This window comes from Nonomuraea sp. NPDC050547, assembly GCF_044457345.1.
Classification (GTDB): domain Bacteria; phylum Actinomycetota; class Actinomycetes; order Streptosporangiales; family Streptosporangiaceae; genus Nonomuraea.
In genome coordinates this window covers 140,712-156,702 of sequence record NZ_JBITGW010000019.1, presented here as the reverse complement: position 1 = coordinate 156,702, position 15,991 = coordinate 140,712, and the positions used below count along the sequence as shown (strand labels likewise).

The following is a 15,991-nucleotide window of genomic DNA, read 5'->3' as shown; positions in this document are numbered from 1 at the left end:
CCGATCCGCTGGCTCGCCTTCGACGTCCTCGGGCCGGCAGCCAAGATCGCTAGGCGCTCGTTCTCAAGGCTCGCGTGGTCGGTGCGTGTCCAGGCCCGGATCTGTTCAGCCGGTCAGTGAGATCGGCGAGCCGGAGATGGGGATATGCGAGGGCGCAGGCGGTCACCGCCGCGAGCCCCTGCGGGAGTCCCGCGCTCCATTCGACGAGCTTGTCCGCGGCCATGGATTCCGCCACGACTCTGTCCGCGCCGAGACGATGGTTCAGCATTTGCCGAGCCTCTTCTCTCGTGAACGGCTCCAGCAACAGCAGGTGGGCATCGGTCGCCGCCACGAGATCGATCAGCCGATTCCTGCTGGTGACCAGGGTCAGGGACCCCGGCGCGCCGGCCAGGAGTGAGCGTGTCGGTGCGGAGTCACTGGCGTCATCCAGCACGATCAGCACCTTCTTGGTCGCCAGCAGGCTGCGATACATCCCGATCTGCGCGTCGAGCTCCGCAGGTATCCGCCACGACGGCACACCCAGCGTTTGCAACAATCCGCGTACCGTGGTCGGGCTGGACGCTGCGAACGCCCGGAGGTCCAGATATATCTGACCGTCCGGAAATTCATCGCGAATCGCATGCGCCCAGTGGACGACCAGCGACGTCTTCCCGATGCCGGCGGATCCCGAAATGACGACCACCTCCGCCTGCCTTCTTCCGGCAAGCAGAGTGTTCAATCGCCGTAGCTCTGACTGGCGGCCGATGAACCTTCTGATGTTCGCCGGAAGCTGCTGAGGAATCACGGAGCCGGTTGTGTCGATCTGGGCTTTCTGTGGCATCCAGCCGTCGAAGGGCTCTCCTGCGAGCATGTTCTGATAGAGCTGCCGCAGGCGCGGGCTGGGATCGATGCCCAGCTCGTCAGCCAGTTTCCGGCGAATGTTCTCGTAGTGAAAGTACGCCTCGGCCTGGCGGCCACTGCGATAGAGCGCGAGTATCAACTGCCCGGCCAGTCGCTCATCCAATGGATGGTCGGTGATCAGGGCCAGGAGGCCGGGGAGCAGCATGATGTGCTCGCCGCGCCGCAACTGTATGTCGTGGTAGTCCAGCGCTGCCGCGAGACGTTCGGCCTGCAGTGCGTTTCTGAGCTGATTCAGCCACGTGCTGTCCAGGTTGGCGAACGCCTCACCCCGCCACAGACCGAGCGCCTGCTGATACAACAGCACCTGATCCTCTTCGCCGCTCACGGCACGGGCACGTCCGAGAAGCCCGCGAAATCTGTGCAGGTCCACTGCCATCTCTTCGACGCGTACGACATAGCCACCGGAACGGCTCTCAATGGCCCACTCCTCGGTCGGCAGCACCGCACGGAGCCGGGAAAGATAGCTACGCACCGTTGCCGCCATGTGCTCGGGCGGATCCTGACCCCAGACTCGGTCCGCAAGCTGACCCAGGGAGACCGTGTGATTGGCGTCCGCCAGGAGCGCGGCGAGCACGGATTGCTGCCGGGCCGGGCCGAGATCGACCTCTTTCCCATCCACGGACGCACAAAGCTCCCCGAGCACCCCGAATTCAATGTGCACGCTGCCCCCTCCATGTCTTCCTGCGAACATCGCGGCAGGCCCCTCTGCCGCTCCGGGTGAAAAATGGAGAACGAGATTCTGGCGCGGTGAATCACCCGGCCCGTTCGTTCAGCAGCCAGGCGCCGCCTCGGCGATCTCGTCCCGGGGGAGTGCTCGGGCCTGTCGGCAATCCAGATGCCGCTCGTGCCGGCTGCCTGCACCACACGAGCGTATTCACGGCCGATGGCACGGTCCTGTACCGCAGCCCGGCCGGAGAAATCCCAGGCCAGCCACCGGGTTCCGCCGCCTGACCGGCAGAACCCGGTGCCGCGGCGGACCAACGGCCCGGACGGAGACCCGGCCTCCCCGGAAACTGCCTCTTCCTCGGCAAAGCCCCAGGCTGAGCGATTGCAGGGCGGTACAGGAATGTGCCGGTCCATACTCATAGCCTTGGCATCGCGTGCTGGATCGTCTGCCGGTCCTCGGGGGACTAGGTGATCATGAAGACTTCATCGGGTGAAAGCCTCAGAGCTGAGCGGGTCAAGCAGAGGCTCTCCCAGCGTGAACTCGCGTCGAAGGCCGGCGTGAGCGTCCGTACGATACGTGCGATCGAGAACGGCTCGGTCGCCCATCCCCATCCGGAAACCCTGCGGAAATTGACGGCGGTACTCGGAGAGAGCGCTTCTGTGCTGTCCCAGACAGCTGAGCTCAGCATCCACATACTCGGACCTCTACGGGTGTACAGGAACGGCGAGCCGGTCGCCATCGAAGCCGAGAAACAGCGGAGGCTTCTCGGGTTGCTGGCTCTTCGGCCTGGCCGCGTCGCCACTCTCGACGGCATCGCCACGGTCCTGTGGGACGATTCCGCACCCAGATCGTGGCAGAGCCTCATTCACACCTATGTGGCCCGGCTCCGAAACGCATTGGGGTCGGAAACCGCCATCCTCACCGCCCGTGGTGGGTACGCGCTCCATGTCGACGACGAGCACATGGACGTCATGCGGTTCTCCAGGGCTTTTGACGACGCGCTGCGCTGCCGGCGCACGGGCGATCTCGAGGGCATGGCCCAACGGTTACGGCAGGCGCTGGACCTGTGGCGGGGGCAGGTGCTCGACGGATTGGCCGACCGGCTGCGTCCGCATCAAGCCGCGATCGACGAGTTGACCCACGATCGGCTGAGGGCCGCTCTGGCATTCGCGGACGCGGTCATAGCGCTGGGCCGGCCTGGGCAGGCGGTAGGCGTACTGGAAGGTTTGGCGCGGGAACAGCCTTTGCACGAAGGAGTGCACGCGCGGTTGATTCTCGCTCTGGCCGGTGACGGGCGGCAGGCCGCCGCGTCGACCACCTACGCGCACATCCATGAACGGCTGGCCGAAATGGGGCTCGAACCGGGATGGGAGCTTCGGGAGGCACGAATCCGGGTGCTGCCTCAGGATATGCCGGGGTGCGGAGTGGCCGTTCCCTTGGCGCTGGCGGAATCGCCCGCTGAGGCCGCCTCCTTCGTCGGACGTACGGCAGAGGGGGATGAGCTGTGTGAGCTGCTGGCCCACGGCGGAGTGGCCACGATCACCGGAGCCGCGGGTGTGGGAAAGACCGCGCTGGCGATCCATGTCGGACACCGGGTCGCGCGGGACTTTCCCGATGGACAGCTCTATCTGAACCTGCGGGGAGCAGTCCCGGGTAAGGCGCCGCTGACGGCGGGCGAGGCGCTGGGCGCACTCCTGCGTTCGCTCAAGGTGTCCGATTCGGCGATTCCGGTGACCGACGACGAAGCGGCGCGGCGGTTCCGGTCGCTCGTCGCCGGCAAACGGATGCTGCTCGTCCTTGACGACGCGCGCGACGCGGCGCAGGTTCGGCCGCTTCTGCCGGGAGGCGCCGGTTGCGGGGTGCTGGTCACCAGCCGCCGGACGTTGACCGCGCTGGACAGCGCCGCTCATCGCGAGCTCGACGTACTGTCCGAGGGCGAGGCCGTGAACGTCCTGGTTCGCCTGGTGGGCGCCGGCCGGGTCGAGGCCGATCCCCGGGCGGCGGCCGACCTGGTGCTGCTGTGTGGCCGGCTTCCGCTGGCGGTCCGCATCGTCGCGGCACGTCTGGCCGCTCGCCCCGCCTGGCCGCTGCGTGGCCTGGCCGACAATCTGGCGGCCGAACATTCCCGGCTCAACGTGCTACGGGTGGACGATCTCGAGGTCCGCGCCAGCTTCCTGTGCAGCTACCGCGATCTCGATGCCGAAGCGGCCGCGATGTTCCGGTCGCTGGCGTTGCTCGACGGCCCCGATGTGAGCTTGGAGGTGGCCGCGTCCCTCGCCGATCTCGATACGGACACGGCCGGCACCCTGCTTGAGGTGCTGCTGGACAGGCATCTGGTCGAAGCGCACGCGGCGGACCGCTATCGGATGCACGACCTGCTGCGGCTCTTCGCACTGGAGCGTGGGGCGGACGACGATCGCCCGCCGGCTCGGAAGGAGTCGGTACTACGGGCACTGCATCTGTATCTGGCCACGGCACGGGCGGCCAGCGAACTGGCCGGGCTCGGTCAGCCGTGGCGTCAGGAAGTCGGGCCGGCCACCCGAGGCGTACGCCGGCTCTCGCTGAAGAGCAACGCGGACGTCAACACGTGGATCAACACCGACTCCGCCAACCTCATCGCCGCCGTCGGGCAGGCCGGTCGCATGGGCGAGCATGAACTCGCTGTCGCGCTGGCCACGGCGTTGTCGTTCTCGTTCTATGACCAGGGCCGATGGCGCGATCTGCTCTCGCTGGGCGAGATCGCGCTGGACGCGGCTCTCAGGTCGGAGGACGGCCGGCTGGAGGCGTACGCACGCACCGATCTCGCCTGGGCACAGCATCGGCTCGGCCTGCTCGACGCGGCCGGGCAACACCTGACCCGCGCGTTGTCGCTGATCGGCGAGCACGACCTGGACCACTTGAAGCCGCACGCCCTGGTGGGGCTGGCCGGCGTTCATCAGAGGGTGGGACGGCTCGACGAGGCGATCGCCTGTTTTCGGCTCGCGCTCGCCCTCAACCGGGAGCAGGACGATCCGGTCGGTGAGGCCTTCAACCTCACCAATCTGGGCGCCGCCTACACCCAGCTGGGCCGGCTCGACGACGCCATCGAAACCCTGACCCGCGCCGTGGTCCTGGCCGAGGAACACGGCACTCGTGCCAGGGTGTGCGCGGTCGGCGATCTCGCCGAGGCCCATCGGCTGGCCGGCGACGCGCGGCAGGCCGCCGCCCACTTCGAGAAGGCGATCACGCTCAGCCGTCGCGAGGGGCTGGTGAACACCTACGCGGAAGCGGAGAGCCACTGGCGACTGGGCTTGGCACTGCGCGACCTCGGCCGGCAGCAGGAGGCGGAAGTCAACTGGCGCAAGTCAGCCGACATCCTCCGGCAACTGGGGCTCACCCCGATCGACTCCACCCCACCTGGCGGCCACGCTTGATGGGGTTACACAACGCCGAGCCGGGTGAAGATCTCGCGCGCTTCTTCGAGTTCGGTCCGTCCCCTGCCGACCTCTCCCTGACGCATGTGCACGTTGCCCAGGACGGTCAGCGCGCGTGCCGTGTTGAAGGCATCGCCGATTTCCCGGACGATCGCCAGACTCCGCGTGGCATGTTTGATCGCCTCGCCGTCCTCGCCGGCCAGGAAACACGTATGGGCGATCTCGAAGAGGATGTTGGACCTTCCTCGGCTCCTGCCGGTGGCGGTGTCGAAGGCCAAGGTCTTGCCGAACGCCTCCACGGCCTCGGCGTACCGGCCCTTTCTGCGCAGGAGAATTCCGTGGGCCTTGGCGAGGTTGGCCGTGATGCCGGGGTCGTCGCGCCCTTCTGTGAGGGCGTGGACCTGCTCCAAAGTGGCCCCGGCTTCGGCGCTTCGCCCGGCCTGGTCAAGAGCCTCGACGAGATCTAGAAGGGCGTTGGCCTCACCGCGAAGGCGTCCGAGCTTGGCGAACTGAGCAGCCGCTTCGCGCAAGGGGCGAATGGCCGACTGCGGACACCTCTGGACGATGAACAGCATCGCCCGCAGGTGGCGTACTTCCGCGAGCAGCGTGCCGTCCCCCGTGGCCTGCGCCAGTTTGATGGCGCGGTCGCAGTGCCTGGCGGCGGTGGGCGGCTCCGATCGGGAGTAGGCGAGTTCGCCGAGCAGGACCCTGGCCATGGCCTCGCTGCGGTGATCCCCGGTGTTCTCGCCGGCCTCAACGACCGTGTGTGCGGCGTGAGCGATCGCGTTCCAGCTGATTCCCGCCCGGATCAGCCATTGCAGACTGTAGGTGAGGTCGGCGGCGATCCCGATGGCCTCTTCCGCGATCTCCGTGGTCTGGGTGATGGCCGCCAGCACATGCGGCGCCTGTTCGTGCAGCCACGCGGTCGCCGCCGCCGAGTCCTGGAACCGGAGTCCGGGGCTGTGAGTGTTGAGAAGCTTTTCCGGCCAGCCCCAGTTGGCGTCCACCGTGTTCACCGCGTTCCTGGTGGTCGCGGCGTAGAGGTCGAGGAGCCGGCGCAACGCGGCGGCTCGCTGATCCGGCGCGTCCTCCTGGTCGGCTCGGGCACGCGCGAACAGACGCAGCAGGTCGTGGTAGCGGTATCGGCCCGGGGCGCGGGATTCGAGCAGGTTGAGGTCGACCAGGTTCTTGAGCACTTCCTCGGCCCGTTCTTCGGGCGTGTCGAGCACGACCGCGGCGGCAGCGGCGTCGATGTCGGGCGCGTCGGGCAGGGCACAGAGCCGGAAGGCGCGGGCGTGGGTGGCGTCGAGGTCGCCGTAGCTGATCCTGAACGTCACGTCCAGGTCGAGATCGCCTGCGTGAAGCTGATCGAGGCGCCGCTGGTGCAGACGCTCGACTATGGAGCTCAGGGTCCAGGCGGGGCGGGCGGCCAGCCGGGCCGCGACGATCCGTAATGCCAGCGGCAGGCCACCGCACAGCCGTACCAACTCCCGCGCCGCATCGGGTTCGGCGTCCATCCGGCCCTCGCCGAGCAGGTTGCGGAGAAGGTCGATCGCGTGGGTCTCGGCGAGCACGTCGAGGTGTTCTTGGACGGCGCCGAGGCCGGGCAGGATTCGCCGGCTGGTGATGAGCACGCCGCAGGAAGGAGCACCCGGGAGCAGGAGCCGTACCTGCTCGGCGTCGGAGGCGTTGTCGAGCAGGATGAGCAGGCGCCGCTCAGCCGCCAGAGAGCGGAAGCGGGCGGCCGCCTCCTCGGTGACGCGCGGGATGTTCTTCACGCCGAGGGAGCGAAGGAAGTAGCTGAGCGCGTCGTGCGGATCGACAGGTCTGACGTCCGGGGTGGTCCCTCGCAGGTCCATGTAGAGCTGGCCGTCAGGGAAGTGGCCGGCCAGTCGCCAGGCCACATGGACGGCCAGGGCGGACTTGCCGACTCCGCCGCCCCCACTGATCGCCGGCACCGATCCGGAGCCGCTGAGGAGCAGGTCCCGCAGCCGTGCGCTCTCATCGGCGCGGCCCACGAACCCCGCCACGTCGGCCGGCAGTTCCGCCGGTGTCACCCGGGGTGACGTCGAGGCGAGTCCGGGACGTGAGGCCGGAATCTCCTGCCGCAGCACCCGCAGATGGGCCTGCGTCAGCTCGGGGCCCGGATCTACTCCCAGATCGGCCGAGAGACGATCGCGGATCCGGGTGAACAACGCGAGTGCGTCGGCCTGTCTGCCCTGTCCCGCCATCGCCAGCATCAGGCGCGCATGGACTCCTTCGTGCAGCGGAACCGCCGCGGCCACGGGCTGGAGCGCGGACACCGCCGCCTCGAACTCGCCGCGTTCCAGGCTCACATCCGCGAGCCGCAGCGCGGCCGCCGCCCGCCGATCGCACATCCTCACCGTGGCCGGATCCTCCGACAACGCCGAAGGAAGATCCGCCAGTACGGGCCCGCGCCACAGGCTGAGCGCCTCGGTCAGCAAGGCCACCGTCTCATCCGGATCGTCGCAGGACAGACCCCGCTCGGTGAGCTCATCGAATCGCAGCGAATCCAATGCGGTGGCGGCTACGCGCAACGTATATCCATGGTGCGTATGAGTAAGGAGCGCGTCCGGCTCCACCACGCTCCGCACCCGCGCCACGTAGGTGTGCACCAGTCCCCGCCACTTGGCCGGGGCTCCGTCCTCCCACAGTGTTTCCGCGATCCTGCCGAGTCCTACCGCCTGGTTGGGGTGGATCGCCAGCAGCCCCAGCAGAAGGCGCTGCTTCAGCGAGGCCACGTTGACGGTCTCACCGCCGTTGGAGACCTCCATCGGCCCCAGCACGGCGATGGACAGGCCGGCGTGGATCGCCTGATCGCCCAGGCCCAGCACGGCGGCGATCCTCATCACCGTCTCGTGCCGGGGGCGGGCCACACGGCCCAGCTCGATCCCTCGCAGGGCACGGGGGCTCACTCCGGCGCGTGCGGCCACGTCCTTCTGCGACAGTCCCAGAGCACGTCGTCGCTGCCGGGCGACCTGGCCGAATGACATCGACTCCACTCCGTATCCCACACGTCAACCGGGACCGGCTGAACGCGAAGAGCCTCTCCCGGGATGTTATAGGGGCTGTGCTCGACATCGCCCCGGAATTGATCACGGGGCAGGCGGCCGGCCATGCCGGCGTCGAAGCCGCGCCGGATCGGTCCGTGCTCCCGGGCCGAGTCCGTCCCCCACCGGTCACCGCAATCCGCCGGGACCGGGGGCGCAACGTGGCCACAACGTTCCTACAACGCGGGTCGGCCATGCTGAGTTCGAACGGGGAAACGATCTGGAGGGTGCGCCATGTCCACACCGACGACCGAAGACATCTTCGACCTCGACATCGACCTCATCGCCGGCGAGGGTGTGCGAGCCCCGCAGGCCGGGGTGACGAACTACTGCGGTCTCAACTCCTTCGTCCTGACCTACACCTGCGCGTGGTCCTGCACCGGCCGGACCGGCGTGCCCTGCGCCTGCTGATCTCCTTGGCCCACGAACCGTACGTCGCCGGGCCGGTGTGCTTCGTGCGCGCCACCACGCTGCCGGTCGGCGAGGCCGTCCGCACCCACCTCGACGTCGAGGTCACCGATCCCGGCTCCGCCGGCCCGCTTCTCGCCCGGTTGCGCGAGTGGTGGGCGATCCCGGCGGTGCCGGAGGCGATCCTGCTGGCCAGCGCCTCGCTGTACCGGTCGATGGACCGGCTCTCGCAAGGCGGGCAGCCGGGTCACAAGGAACTGGTGCGCCTGTTCCGGTCCATGGCCGGCTACCTGCTGCGCATGAGCGGCCGGCCGACGCCGTTCGGCACCATGGCCGGTGTGGCGATGGCCCGCGTGGCCGGGCCGGGCGAGCCCGCGGCCGCCCGGTTCGGCGCGGACCATCTGCGCTGGGCCCGGCCCGACTGGGGGTGGCTCATCACCCTGCTGGCCGACTGGGAGAGCGAGCCCGACGTGCTCGAATGCCTGACGGTGGTGCGCGGTAACCTCGGCTTCCGGCGCGGGGACCGCTGGGTCAACCCCCATCCCCAGGAGTTCCACCCCGTGCCGGACTCGCATCCCGCCGAGTCGTCGGTACGGCTGACGCCCGCCCTGGCCTACGTCCTGAACCGCACCCGGACACCGATCCCCGCCACCGACCTGATCCAGGGCCTGCTCGCCGAGCTGCCCTCTGCCACGGCCGACGGCGCCAGGGCGTTCGTCGCCACGTTGCTGCGGCAGGAGTTCCTGGTCAGCGACCTGTTCCCGCCCTTCCACGAGCCGGCGATCCTCGACCACGTGCTGGCCGTACTCGACCGCCACCCAGGGGCGAAACGCCGGCGCGAACGGCTGGCCGAGCTGGCCGAGTCGCTGGCGGGCTACCCCTCGGCGCCCGCCGGGGATCGGGTGCCGCTGCTTCGGGGCGTCGAACTGCGGATGGCGGACCTGGTCGTGGTGGATCACGCGTACCTGCAGGCGGAGCTGAGACTCGACGCCGACGTCGTCATCTCGCGCGAGGTGGCGCGGGAGGCGGAACGTGCGGCCGACGCGGCCCACCGGGCGAACCCGGTGCCGCGCATGGCGGCGCACCTGCGTGGCTACTACCACGATTTCGTGGCGAGGTACGGCATGGCCACGGTCGTGCCGCTCACCATCGCGCTGGACGCGGAGCGGGGGATCGGGGCACCCGCCACCTACGAACGGCCGGTCAGCCCGCGGCGGCAGGAAGGGGAGCTGCGGCCGCAGACGGTGATCGACGCCGATGAGGCCCGTTCGCGCCATCTGCGGGCACGTCTGCAGGACGCGTGGATGTCGGGCGCTGAGGAGTTGCGCCTCACCGAAGACGATCTGCGGGCCATGCGGCCCGGGGACGCCCCTTCCGCCGGGCTGCCGTACGAGTTCGGGTTCCACCTGCTCGCGGGATCCACGGCGGCCCTGGACGAGGGTGACTTCGAGCTCATCTGGGCGCCGTACCTGGGGGCGACGCAGCTGCTGACCGGGTTCGGGCGGTTCTTCCACCTGCTGGATCGTGCGGCCGTGACGGAGACGCTCGGGCACATGGAGAGCGCGGCGCACGTCTCGTTCCATGTTCCGTCGATCCGCGCCACGAACGTCGCCCGGCACGCGGCGGTCTTCGACCGGACCATTCACGTCGGCACCTTCCACGATCCCACCGAGCCCGGGGTGGTCGATCTGGCCGGCCTCGGCGTCTGCGCCGATCATGAGAGATTGCGCCTGGTCTCGATGGAGACCGGGGACGAGGTGGTTCCGCGGGCGTACACGATGCTGAACCCGCACGCCACGAACAACGTCGTGCGGTTTCTGCGGGAGTTCGCGCCCGACCGCGAGCGGACCGTATGGAACTGGAGCTGGGGACCGTTCGAGGAGTTTCCGTACCTGCCGCGCGTTACCCACGGCCGCACCACCCTGGCCAAGGCGCAGTGGACGCCGCCCGCCGGCCTGGCGAAGGCGCCGGAGCGTGATCGGGTGATCGGCGAGTGGCGGGAGCGGATGCGGGTGCCGAGCGCGGTTCAGCTGGCGATGGGGGACCAGCGCATCGCACTGGACCTCGACGTGGCCTCGCACCGCGACCTCCTCGCCTGGCACTGCCGCCGCCCCGGCGCCCTGATCTACGAGAACCGGGAGAGCCTCGCCGAGAACCTGGGCTGGTGCGACGGCCGGGCCCACGAGATCTATCTGCCGCTGCGCCCCACGGCACCCTCGCCGTCGACCGGCCGTCCCCTGGTCACCGTGCGGCACCAGCCGGACGTGCACCGGCCCGGCGGGCACTGGTACTACGCGAAGATCTACGTCTCGGCGGATCTGCACGACTCGGTGCTGCGCGGACCGGTGCGCCACCTGATCGACGAACTGCCCGGCGAAGTCGACCGCTGGTTCTTCATCCGGTACGGCGACGCCGCCCCCCACCTGCGCCTCCGGATCCACTGCCCCGATCTCGACGGAGCGGCCGAGGTCCGCAGGCTGGCCGAGCGGCACCTGCGGGCGATGTGCGAGCACGGACAGGCCGCGCACTTCCTCGTCGACACGTACGCGCCGGAGTTCACCCGCTACGGCGGCCCCGGCCTGATGCCCGCCGCCGAGCGCCTGTTCTGCGCCGACAGCCGCGCGGTGCTCGACCTGCTGTCCGCACCCGAACGGGAACTGGGCGGCCTGACGAGGTCCGAGATCGGGGTCCTCGCCATCCTGACGATCGCCGAGCTGATCGCCCCCGGCGAGGAGGCGTCATGGCTGGTCGCGCACTTGCCGCAGGGCGCCGAGACGAAGCGGCGGCGTGAGGTCAGGAGCCGCATCGAGGCGGTTCTGCACGCGCCGCCGCCGGAGCCGGCGAGGATCCTCGGCGCGCTCCGGGCGGCCGGGCTCGACTACGGCGAGCGCGTCCGCCGGCTCGGCGATCCCCGGGTGGCGGCCGACATCGGGCTGGCGCTCGCGCACATGCACTTCAACCGCCTGGTGAACATGACGCGCAGCCGCGGCGACGAGGACGAAGGGCTGGTGCTGGCGCGCCATCTCGCCAAGCACGCCTTGGGCGCCGGCCTGAAGCTGAGGATGTCCGATGTCGCGGGCTGAGGCGGCGCGGGCGACGGCGGTGCGGCTGGCGGAACGGCTCGCCGACCCCCGGGAGGTCGCCGCGGTGGCGCGCCGGTCCCAGGGCGACGGCTTCGTGACGTGGACCGGGTTCTCTTTGGCCGGTGGTCACGCCGGTGTGGCGCTGGCGCTGGCGGGGTTCGGTGACGCGTATCTGCCCGCGGCCCGTGCGCACGTGAGTGCGGCCGCGGGCGAGCTTCGGTCGCACGGCGCGTACGGGTCGGGGCTGTACGAGGGGCTGGCCGGGCTGGGGTATGCGGCGGCGGCCATCGCCAGGCGGCCCGGTGACTGCGCTCGGGTCCTCGCGACCTGCACCGCGGACGCGGTCTCGATGGCTCGTGAACGCGCGGCCGTACTCGGAAAGCAGGATGACGAGCGCACCTTCCTGCACTACGACGTGATCGAGGGATTGTCCGGTCTGGCGCGCTTCCTCCTGGCCCGCGACGGCGCGGACGGGCCGGAGACCGTCGCGGCCGTGACCGGGCTGGCCAGGTTTCTGTGCCCGCCGGTTCCGCGCGCGGACGGCCTGCCGCCCTGGCTGGTGGGAGGAAACCCGGCGCTCCTCGACGGCGGGCACGATCCCGGCGAGAACCGGCTCCTCGATCTCGGGATGGCGCACGGGGTGGCGGGGGCGATGTCGATGCTCGCGGTCGCCAAGCTGGAGGGAGTCCGGGTTCCCCGGCTCGACGAGGCGATCGGCACGGCCGCCACGTGGCTGGCCGGCTGGCGCGGGCGAGCGGCGACGGACGGCTGGCCGACCGCCGTGTGGCCGTCGGAGGAGGCGGCCGGGCACTCCGCGATGCTCGACCGCATGGCCTGGTGCTACGGCACCCCCGGAGTCGCGGCCGCGCTCTGCGTCGCGGGGCGCGCACTGGGCCGCGACGAACTCGGCGCGCTGGGACGGCAGGCGCTCGTGCGGGCCTGCGACTCGCTGGCCGCCAAGGCAGTGACGGACATGGGCATCTGCCACGGCTGGGCGGGGATCGCCGCCATTCTGATGTCGCTGCGCGACGGCGGGCCCAGTCCGGAGATCGAGGCGCGCCTCGACGGCGTGATCGACCGGATCGTCGCGCATCAGGACGACGAACTGCCGTTCCTGTACCGCTACCCGCACGCCCCGGCGAGCCCGGACGTGGACGACGCGACCTTCCTCACGGGCGCGGCCGGCACCGCCGCGATCCTGTACGCCTACAGCCAGGGCGGGATGTCCTCGACGCCGTGGCGCGACGTGCTGATGCTGGGCTGATGGACGGCCGCGACGTGCTGTGGGAACTCGCGCGGCGCCTCCACAGCGACGAGACGCTGCGGTCGGCCTTGGACTCCTACGCCGCGACGTCGAGGTTCGCCGCGACCGTGCGGTGGACGCCCTCCGGCTGGGGTTTCGGCGGCGCGGGGCTCGCGATGCTGTGCGCGCAGGCGCACCGCGCGGGCGGCGGTGACGTCTGGGCGCGTCGCGCCCACGAGCATCTGAGGTACGGCGTGGCGGGGCTGGCCGCCGAGCGGGGCCTGGGCTTGTTCGACGGCGCCACCGGGTTCGGTTTCGTCACCGCCACCTTGGCGGAGGAGGGTTCGTACACCACGCTGGCGGCTCAGCTCGCGCGGCGGCTCGTGCCCGCCATCGGCGCGGCGGCGGCCGCCGGGGCGGGGCCGTTCGATCTGCTGTCGGGGCTGGCGGGGCACGGGGTCTACCTGAACGCCGGCGCGGGGGACAGGCAGGCCAGGCTCGCGGTGCGGGAGGCGTGCGATCGCTCCCTGCGGCTGTCCGGCGCCCACCCGCTCGCCGTCCCGGTCGCCGCCGAGGACGGTTTCCCCGCGCGCGTCGCGACCTCGGTGCGGTGCGGCATGGCCCACGGGGTGGCGGGCCTGATAGCGACGCGGGCCCGGCTGGCCTTGGCGGACGGCGAGGCCGGGCCCACGCTGGACACCCTCCGCGCCGCGACGTCCTGGCTGATGGCGCAGCGGACGGACACCCTGCTGTGGCCGAGGGCCGTGCTGTTCGACCGCGGTCACCGGGCGTGCGGTCAGGTGCCGGCCTCGTCGTTGAGCTGGTGGTGCACGGGCAGCGCGGGCATCGCGCGGTCGCTGTGGCTGGCCGGCACGGCCACCGGAACGGCGCAGCCGTGCGAGCTGGCCATGGACGTCATGGCGCGGCTGGCGGAGGACCGGTCGTCCTGGCCGTCCACCCCCGGACTGTGCCACGGAGTGGCCGGCCTGCTCGTGATCGCGCGGGAGTTCGCGCGGGACACGGGCCGGGCGGAGGTCGTTCAGCTCGCGGACGCGCTGACGGACCTGCTGGTCGAGCGGTTCGACGAGGCCGCTCCGCTGGGCTTCAGGAACGTCGAGTCGTCGGGCCTGGCCGTCGACGACCCCGGTGTGATGTACGGCACGACCGGTGTGGCGCTCGGGCTCGCGTTCTCGTCGGGCCGGTCGGGCTGGGTTCGAGCGATGGGACTGTGACACGTGACTTCGATCAAGATTTCGGCGCTCGAACTGGCCGTTGCCTGGGAGGGGCGCGACGCCGGGCAGGCGCTGCGCGCGGTCGTCGAGGACGCGAGGCGGCTCGACCGCCTGGGGGCGCACCGGTTGTGGGTGGCCGAGCACCACAGCAGCGCCGTGATCTCGTCGTCGTCCCCCGCGGTCCTGGTGAGCCGCATCGCGGCCGCGACCTCACGGATCAGGGTGGGCTCCGGCGGGGTCATGCTGAACAACCATGCGCCGCTGGCCGTGGCCGAGCAGTTCGCGACGCTTGAGGCGCTGTTCCCCGGCCGCATCGACCTGGGGATGGGACGCGCGTCCGGCACGGATCCCGACACGGCCCGGATGCTCCGGCAGGGCCGGCCACTGGACCGCGACGAGTTCGAGAGCCGGCTGGTCGAGGTCCGATCACTGCTTCGGAACTCGGCGGGCGTCACCCCGCGGCTGGACCACGCTCCGGCCATGTACGTGCTGGGCGGGAGCCCGGCGACGGCCGAGCTGGCCGGGCGGCTCGGGCTCGGCTTGGCGCTCGCCCACCACCTCGGCGGCGCGCCGCTCGAACCGGCGATCGCCAGGTATCGCGAGTGCTTCGAGCCCGGCCACGGCGAACCGCACGTGATCGCGTCGGTGACCCTGGTGCTCGCCGACACCGCGCGGGAGGGGGCGCGTCTCTACGACGCCGTGCTCCGCATGACCGTCGACGCCTCTCGCGGCGGTACGGCGGGCCTGCGCCGGCCGGTTCCGGGGATGTGCGACGACCTGACGGAAGAGGAGCGCCGCGCCGGTGCGGAATACGCGGCGGCTCAGCTCGTCGGCGGGCCGGATGAGGCACGGGAGGGTCTGCGCCGCCTGGCCGCCGCGGGTGTCGACGAGGTGATGGGGCTCGCGACGATCGTCGACGACCAGGCCAGGATGAACAGCTACGCGGTCGCGCTCGCCGCGGCCGGGCAGGGACCGCCGCCCTGATAGGACGCGAGCAACCACCCGACCTTGACCGATGGGGACGCACTCGTCCCGCGGAGCAGGGAAGATCACCAGAGTTTGGCCTGGACGGAGATCAGCGCCGCCCTTTCCCGAGCTATGCTGCCCCCGGCTCTGACCGGACCTCGCCTGATGAGCCGCCTCATCGCCGGGACCTATCGGCTGGAGATTGCCCCCGGCCAGACCGCCACCGCCACGTTCACGGCCACCGGCGACGGCGCCGCCCTCACCATCGAGCGCCCGTGCCAGGACGCCGCCTTCACCTCCGGCCCGCGTACGACGCGAGCCGGGGCGGGTGGCCGGTGCGCGCTTGTCAGGGGTGGAGCAGGGTGGTCGCGAGGATCCTGGCGAGCCATTCCTCGTACGCGGTCTCGGTCCACCCGCAGACCTCGGTCAGTTTCTCGAAGTTCTCCGTCGAGGTGAGGACGTAGATCTGCGCGGCTGCTCCGGCGGGTGTGAGGCCCGGCCGCAGGGCGCCGAGCTCGTGCAGGTGGCGGGCCGGTGCGTGGCTGCCCTTCAGCCTTTCGTGTTCGATGTCGGCGAGGACTTCCTGGAGTCCCGCGTCGGCTGGGGCGGCGGCGGCCGCCGCGCGCAGGACGCGGTGCACGGGCTGGACGCGCCGGAGGATGCCGGTGGCCATCGTGGCGTATCCGGCCAGCTTGCGCACGGGGTCCGGCTCGTCGATGATCGCCTGGATCTCGGGGCGGCCGCTCTGTGGCAGGGGGCGGGCGTCGCCGGCCAGGGTGATGTCGTAGACGAGCTTGGCCAGGGCGGGTTTGCCGCCGGGGGAGGACGTGTACAGCGTCTGGAGTGCCACGCCGGCCTCGCGGGCGACCTCGGCCATGGTCGTGTCGGCGTAGCCCTTTCCGATCATCAGTTTCCGCGCCGCGTCCGCGATCTTCCGCCGCGTGGCCTCGGCCTGCTCCTGGCGTAGGGCGCTGGTGTACGGGCGGCGCTTGCTCTGCTCAGTCATCG

Annotated in this window: 9 protein-coding genes; 6 read left to right on the top strand and 3 right to left on the bottom strand. The window is 70.7% G+C overall.

Features of this window, described 5'->3' with window-relative positions; all coding sequences use genetic code 11:
- Positions 1-49: 49 nt before the first annotated feature.
- Positions 50-1,561 carry a BTAD domain-containing putative transcriptional regulator gene (locus ACIBHY_RS40125; protein ID WP_397309459.1) on the bottom strand — a complete coding sequence of 504 codons (1,512 nt, stop codon included), beginning with the start codon at positions 1,559-1,561 and terminating at the stop codon, positions 50-52.
- Between the two features lie 479 nt (positions 1,562-2,040).
- Here ACIBHY_RS40125 and ACIBHY_RS40120 point away from each other — a divergent pair, with 479 nt between their 5' ends.
- Positions 2,041-4,980 carry a BTAD domain-containing putative transcriptional regulator gene (locus ACIBHY_RS40120; RefSeq protein WP_397309458.1) on the top strand — a complete coding sequence of 980 codons (2,940 nt, stop codon included), beginning with the start codon at positions 2,041-2,043 and terminating at the stop codon, positions 4,978-4,980.
- A 5-nt stretch (positions 4,981-4,985) separates the two neighbouring features.
- On the opposite strand, the gene ACIBHY_RS40115 is transcribed toward ACIBHY_RS40120, so the two are convergent.
- On the bottom strand, positions 4,986-7,994 hold the full coding sequence (locus ACIBHY_RS40115; RefSeq protein WP_397309457.1) for a BTAD domain-containing putative transcriptional regulator: 3,009 nt from the start codon (positions 7,992-7,994) through the stop codon (positions 4,986-4,988).
- A 291-nt stretch (positions 7,995-8,285) separates the two neighbouring features.
- On the opposite strand from ACIBHY_RS40115, the gene ACIBHY_RS40110 reads away from it, so the two are divergent.
- The 5 genes from ACIBHY_RS40110 to ACIBHY_RS40090 are packed head-to-tail and all read left to right on the top strand — an operon-like array spanning position 8,286 to position 15,001.
- Positions 8,286-8,462 (top strand): hypothetical protein, encoded by a 177-nt coding sequence (locus ACIBHY_RS40110; RefSeq protein ID WP_397185248.1) that lies wholly within the window; start codon positions 8,286-8,288, stop codon positions 8,460-8,462.
- A complete protein-coding gene (locus ACIBHY_RS40105) occupies positions 8,420-11,542 on the top strand; it encodes a lantibiotic dehydratase (protein ID WP_397309456.1) in 3,123 nt (1,040 codons plus the stop codon). The genes ACIBHY_RS40110 and ACIBHY_RS40105 overlap by 43 nt, the downstream gene beginning before the upstream one ends.
- Positions 11,529-12,806 (top strand): lanthionine synthetase C family protein, encoded by a 1,278-nt coding sequence (locus tag ACIBHY_RS40100; protein ID WP_397254012.1) that lies wholly within the window; start codon positions 11,529-11,531, stop codon positions 12,804-12,806. Before ACIBHY_RS40105 ends, ACIBHY_RS40100 begins: the two co-directional genes overlap by 14 nt.
- Positions 12,806-14,017, top strand: coding sequence for a lanthionine synthetase LanC family protein (locus ACIBHY_RS40095; RefSeq protein WP_397254010.1), 1,212 nt, complete (start codon positions 12,806-12,808; stop codon positions 14,015-14,017). The genes ACIBHY_RS40100 and ACIBHY_RS40095 overlap by 1 nt, the downstream gene beginning before the upstream one ends.
- A gap of 3 nt (positions 14,018-14,020) precedes the next feature.
- Positions 14,021-15,001 carry an MsnO8 family LLM class oxidoreductase gene (locus tag ACIBHY_RS40090; protein WP_397309455.1) on the top strand — a complete coding sequence of 327 codons (981 nt, stop codon included), beginning with the start codon at positions 14,021-14,023 and terminating at the stop codon, positions 14,999-15,001.
- Between the two features lie 328 nt (positions 15,002-15,329).
- On the opposite strand, the gene ACIBHY_RS40085 is transcribed toward ACIBHY_RS40090, so the two are convergent.
- Positions 15,330-15,989: a TetR/AcrR family transcriptional regulator gene (locus tag ACIBHY_RS40085; protein WP_397254006.1), complete on the bottom strand. Its 660-nt coding sequence runs from the start codon at positions 15,987-15,989 to the stop codon at positions 15,330-15,332.
- Between the last annotated feature and the right edge of the window lie 2 nt (positions 15,990-15,991).

What these genes read in the sequence shown, in the direction of transcription:
- ACIBHY_RS40120 (WP_397309458.1), top strand. Translation starts at nt 2,041, where the DNA reads ATGAAGACTTCATCGGGTGAAAGCCTCAGAGCTGAGCGGGTCAAGCAG.
- ACIBHY_RS40115 (WP_397309457.1), bottom strand. Translation starts at nt 7,994, where the DNA reads ATGTCATTCGGCCAGGTCGCCCGGCAGCGACGACGTGCTCTGGGACTG.
- ACIBHY_RS40110 (WP_397185248.1), top strand. Translation starts at nt 8,286, where the DNA reads ATGTCCACACCGACGACCGAAGACATCTTCGACCTCGACATCGACCTC.
- ACIBHY_RS40100 (WP_397254012.1), top strand. Translation starts at nt 11,529, where the DNA reads ATGTCGCGGGCTGAGGCGGCGCGGGCGACGGCGGTGCGGCTGGCGGAA.
- ACIBHY_RS40095 (WP_397254010.1), top strand. Translation starts at nt 12,806, where the DNA reads ATGGACGGCCGCGACGTGCTGTGGGAACTCGCGCGGCGCCTCCACAGC.
- ACIBHY_RS40085 (WP_397254006.1), bottom strand. Translation starts at nt 15,989, where the DNA reads ATGACTGAGCAGAGCAAGCGCCGCCCGTACACCAGCGCCCTACGCCAG.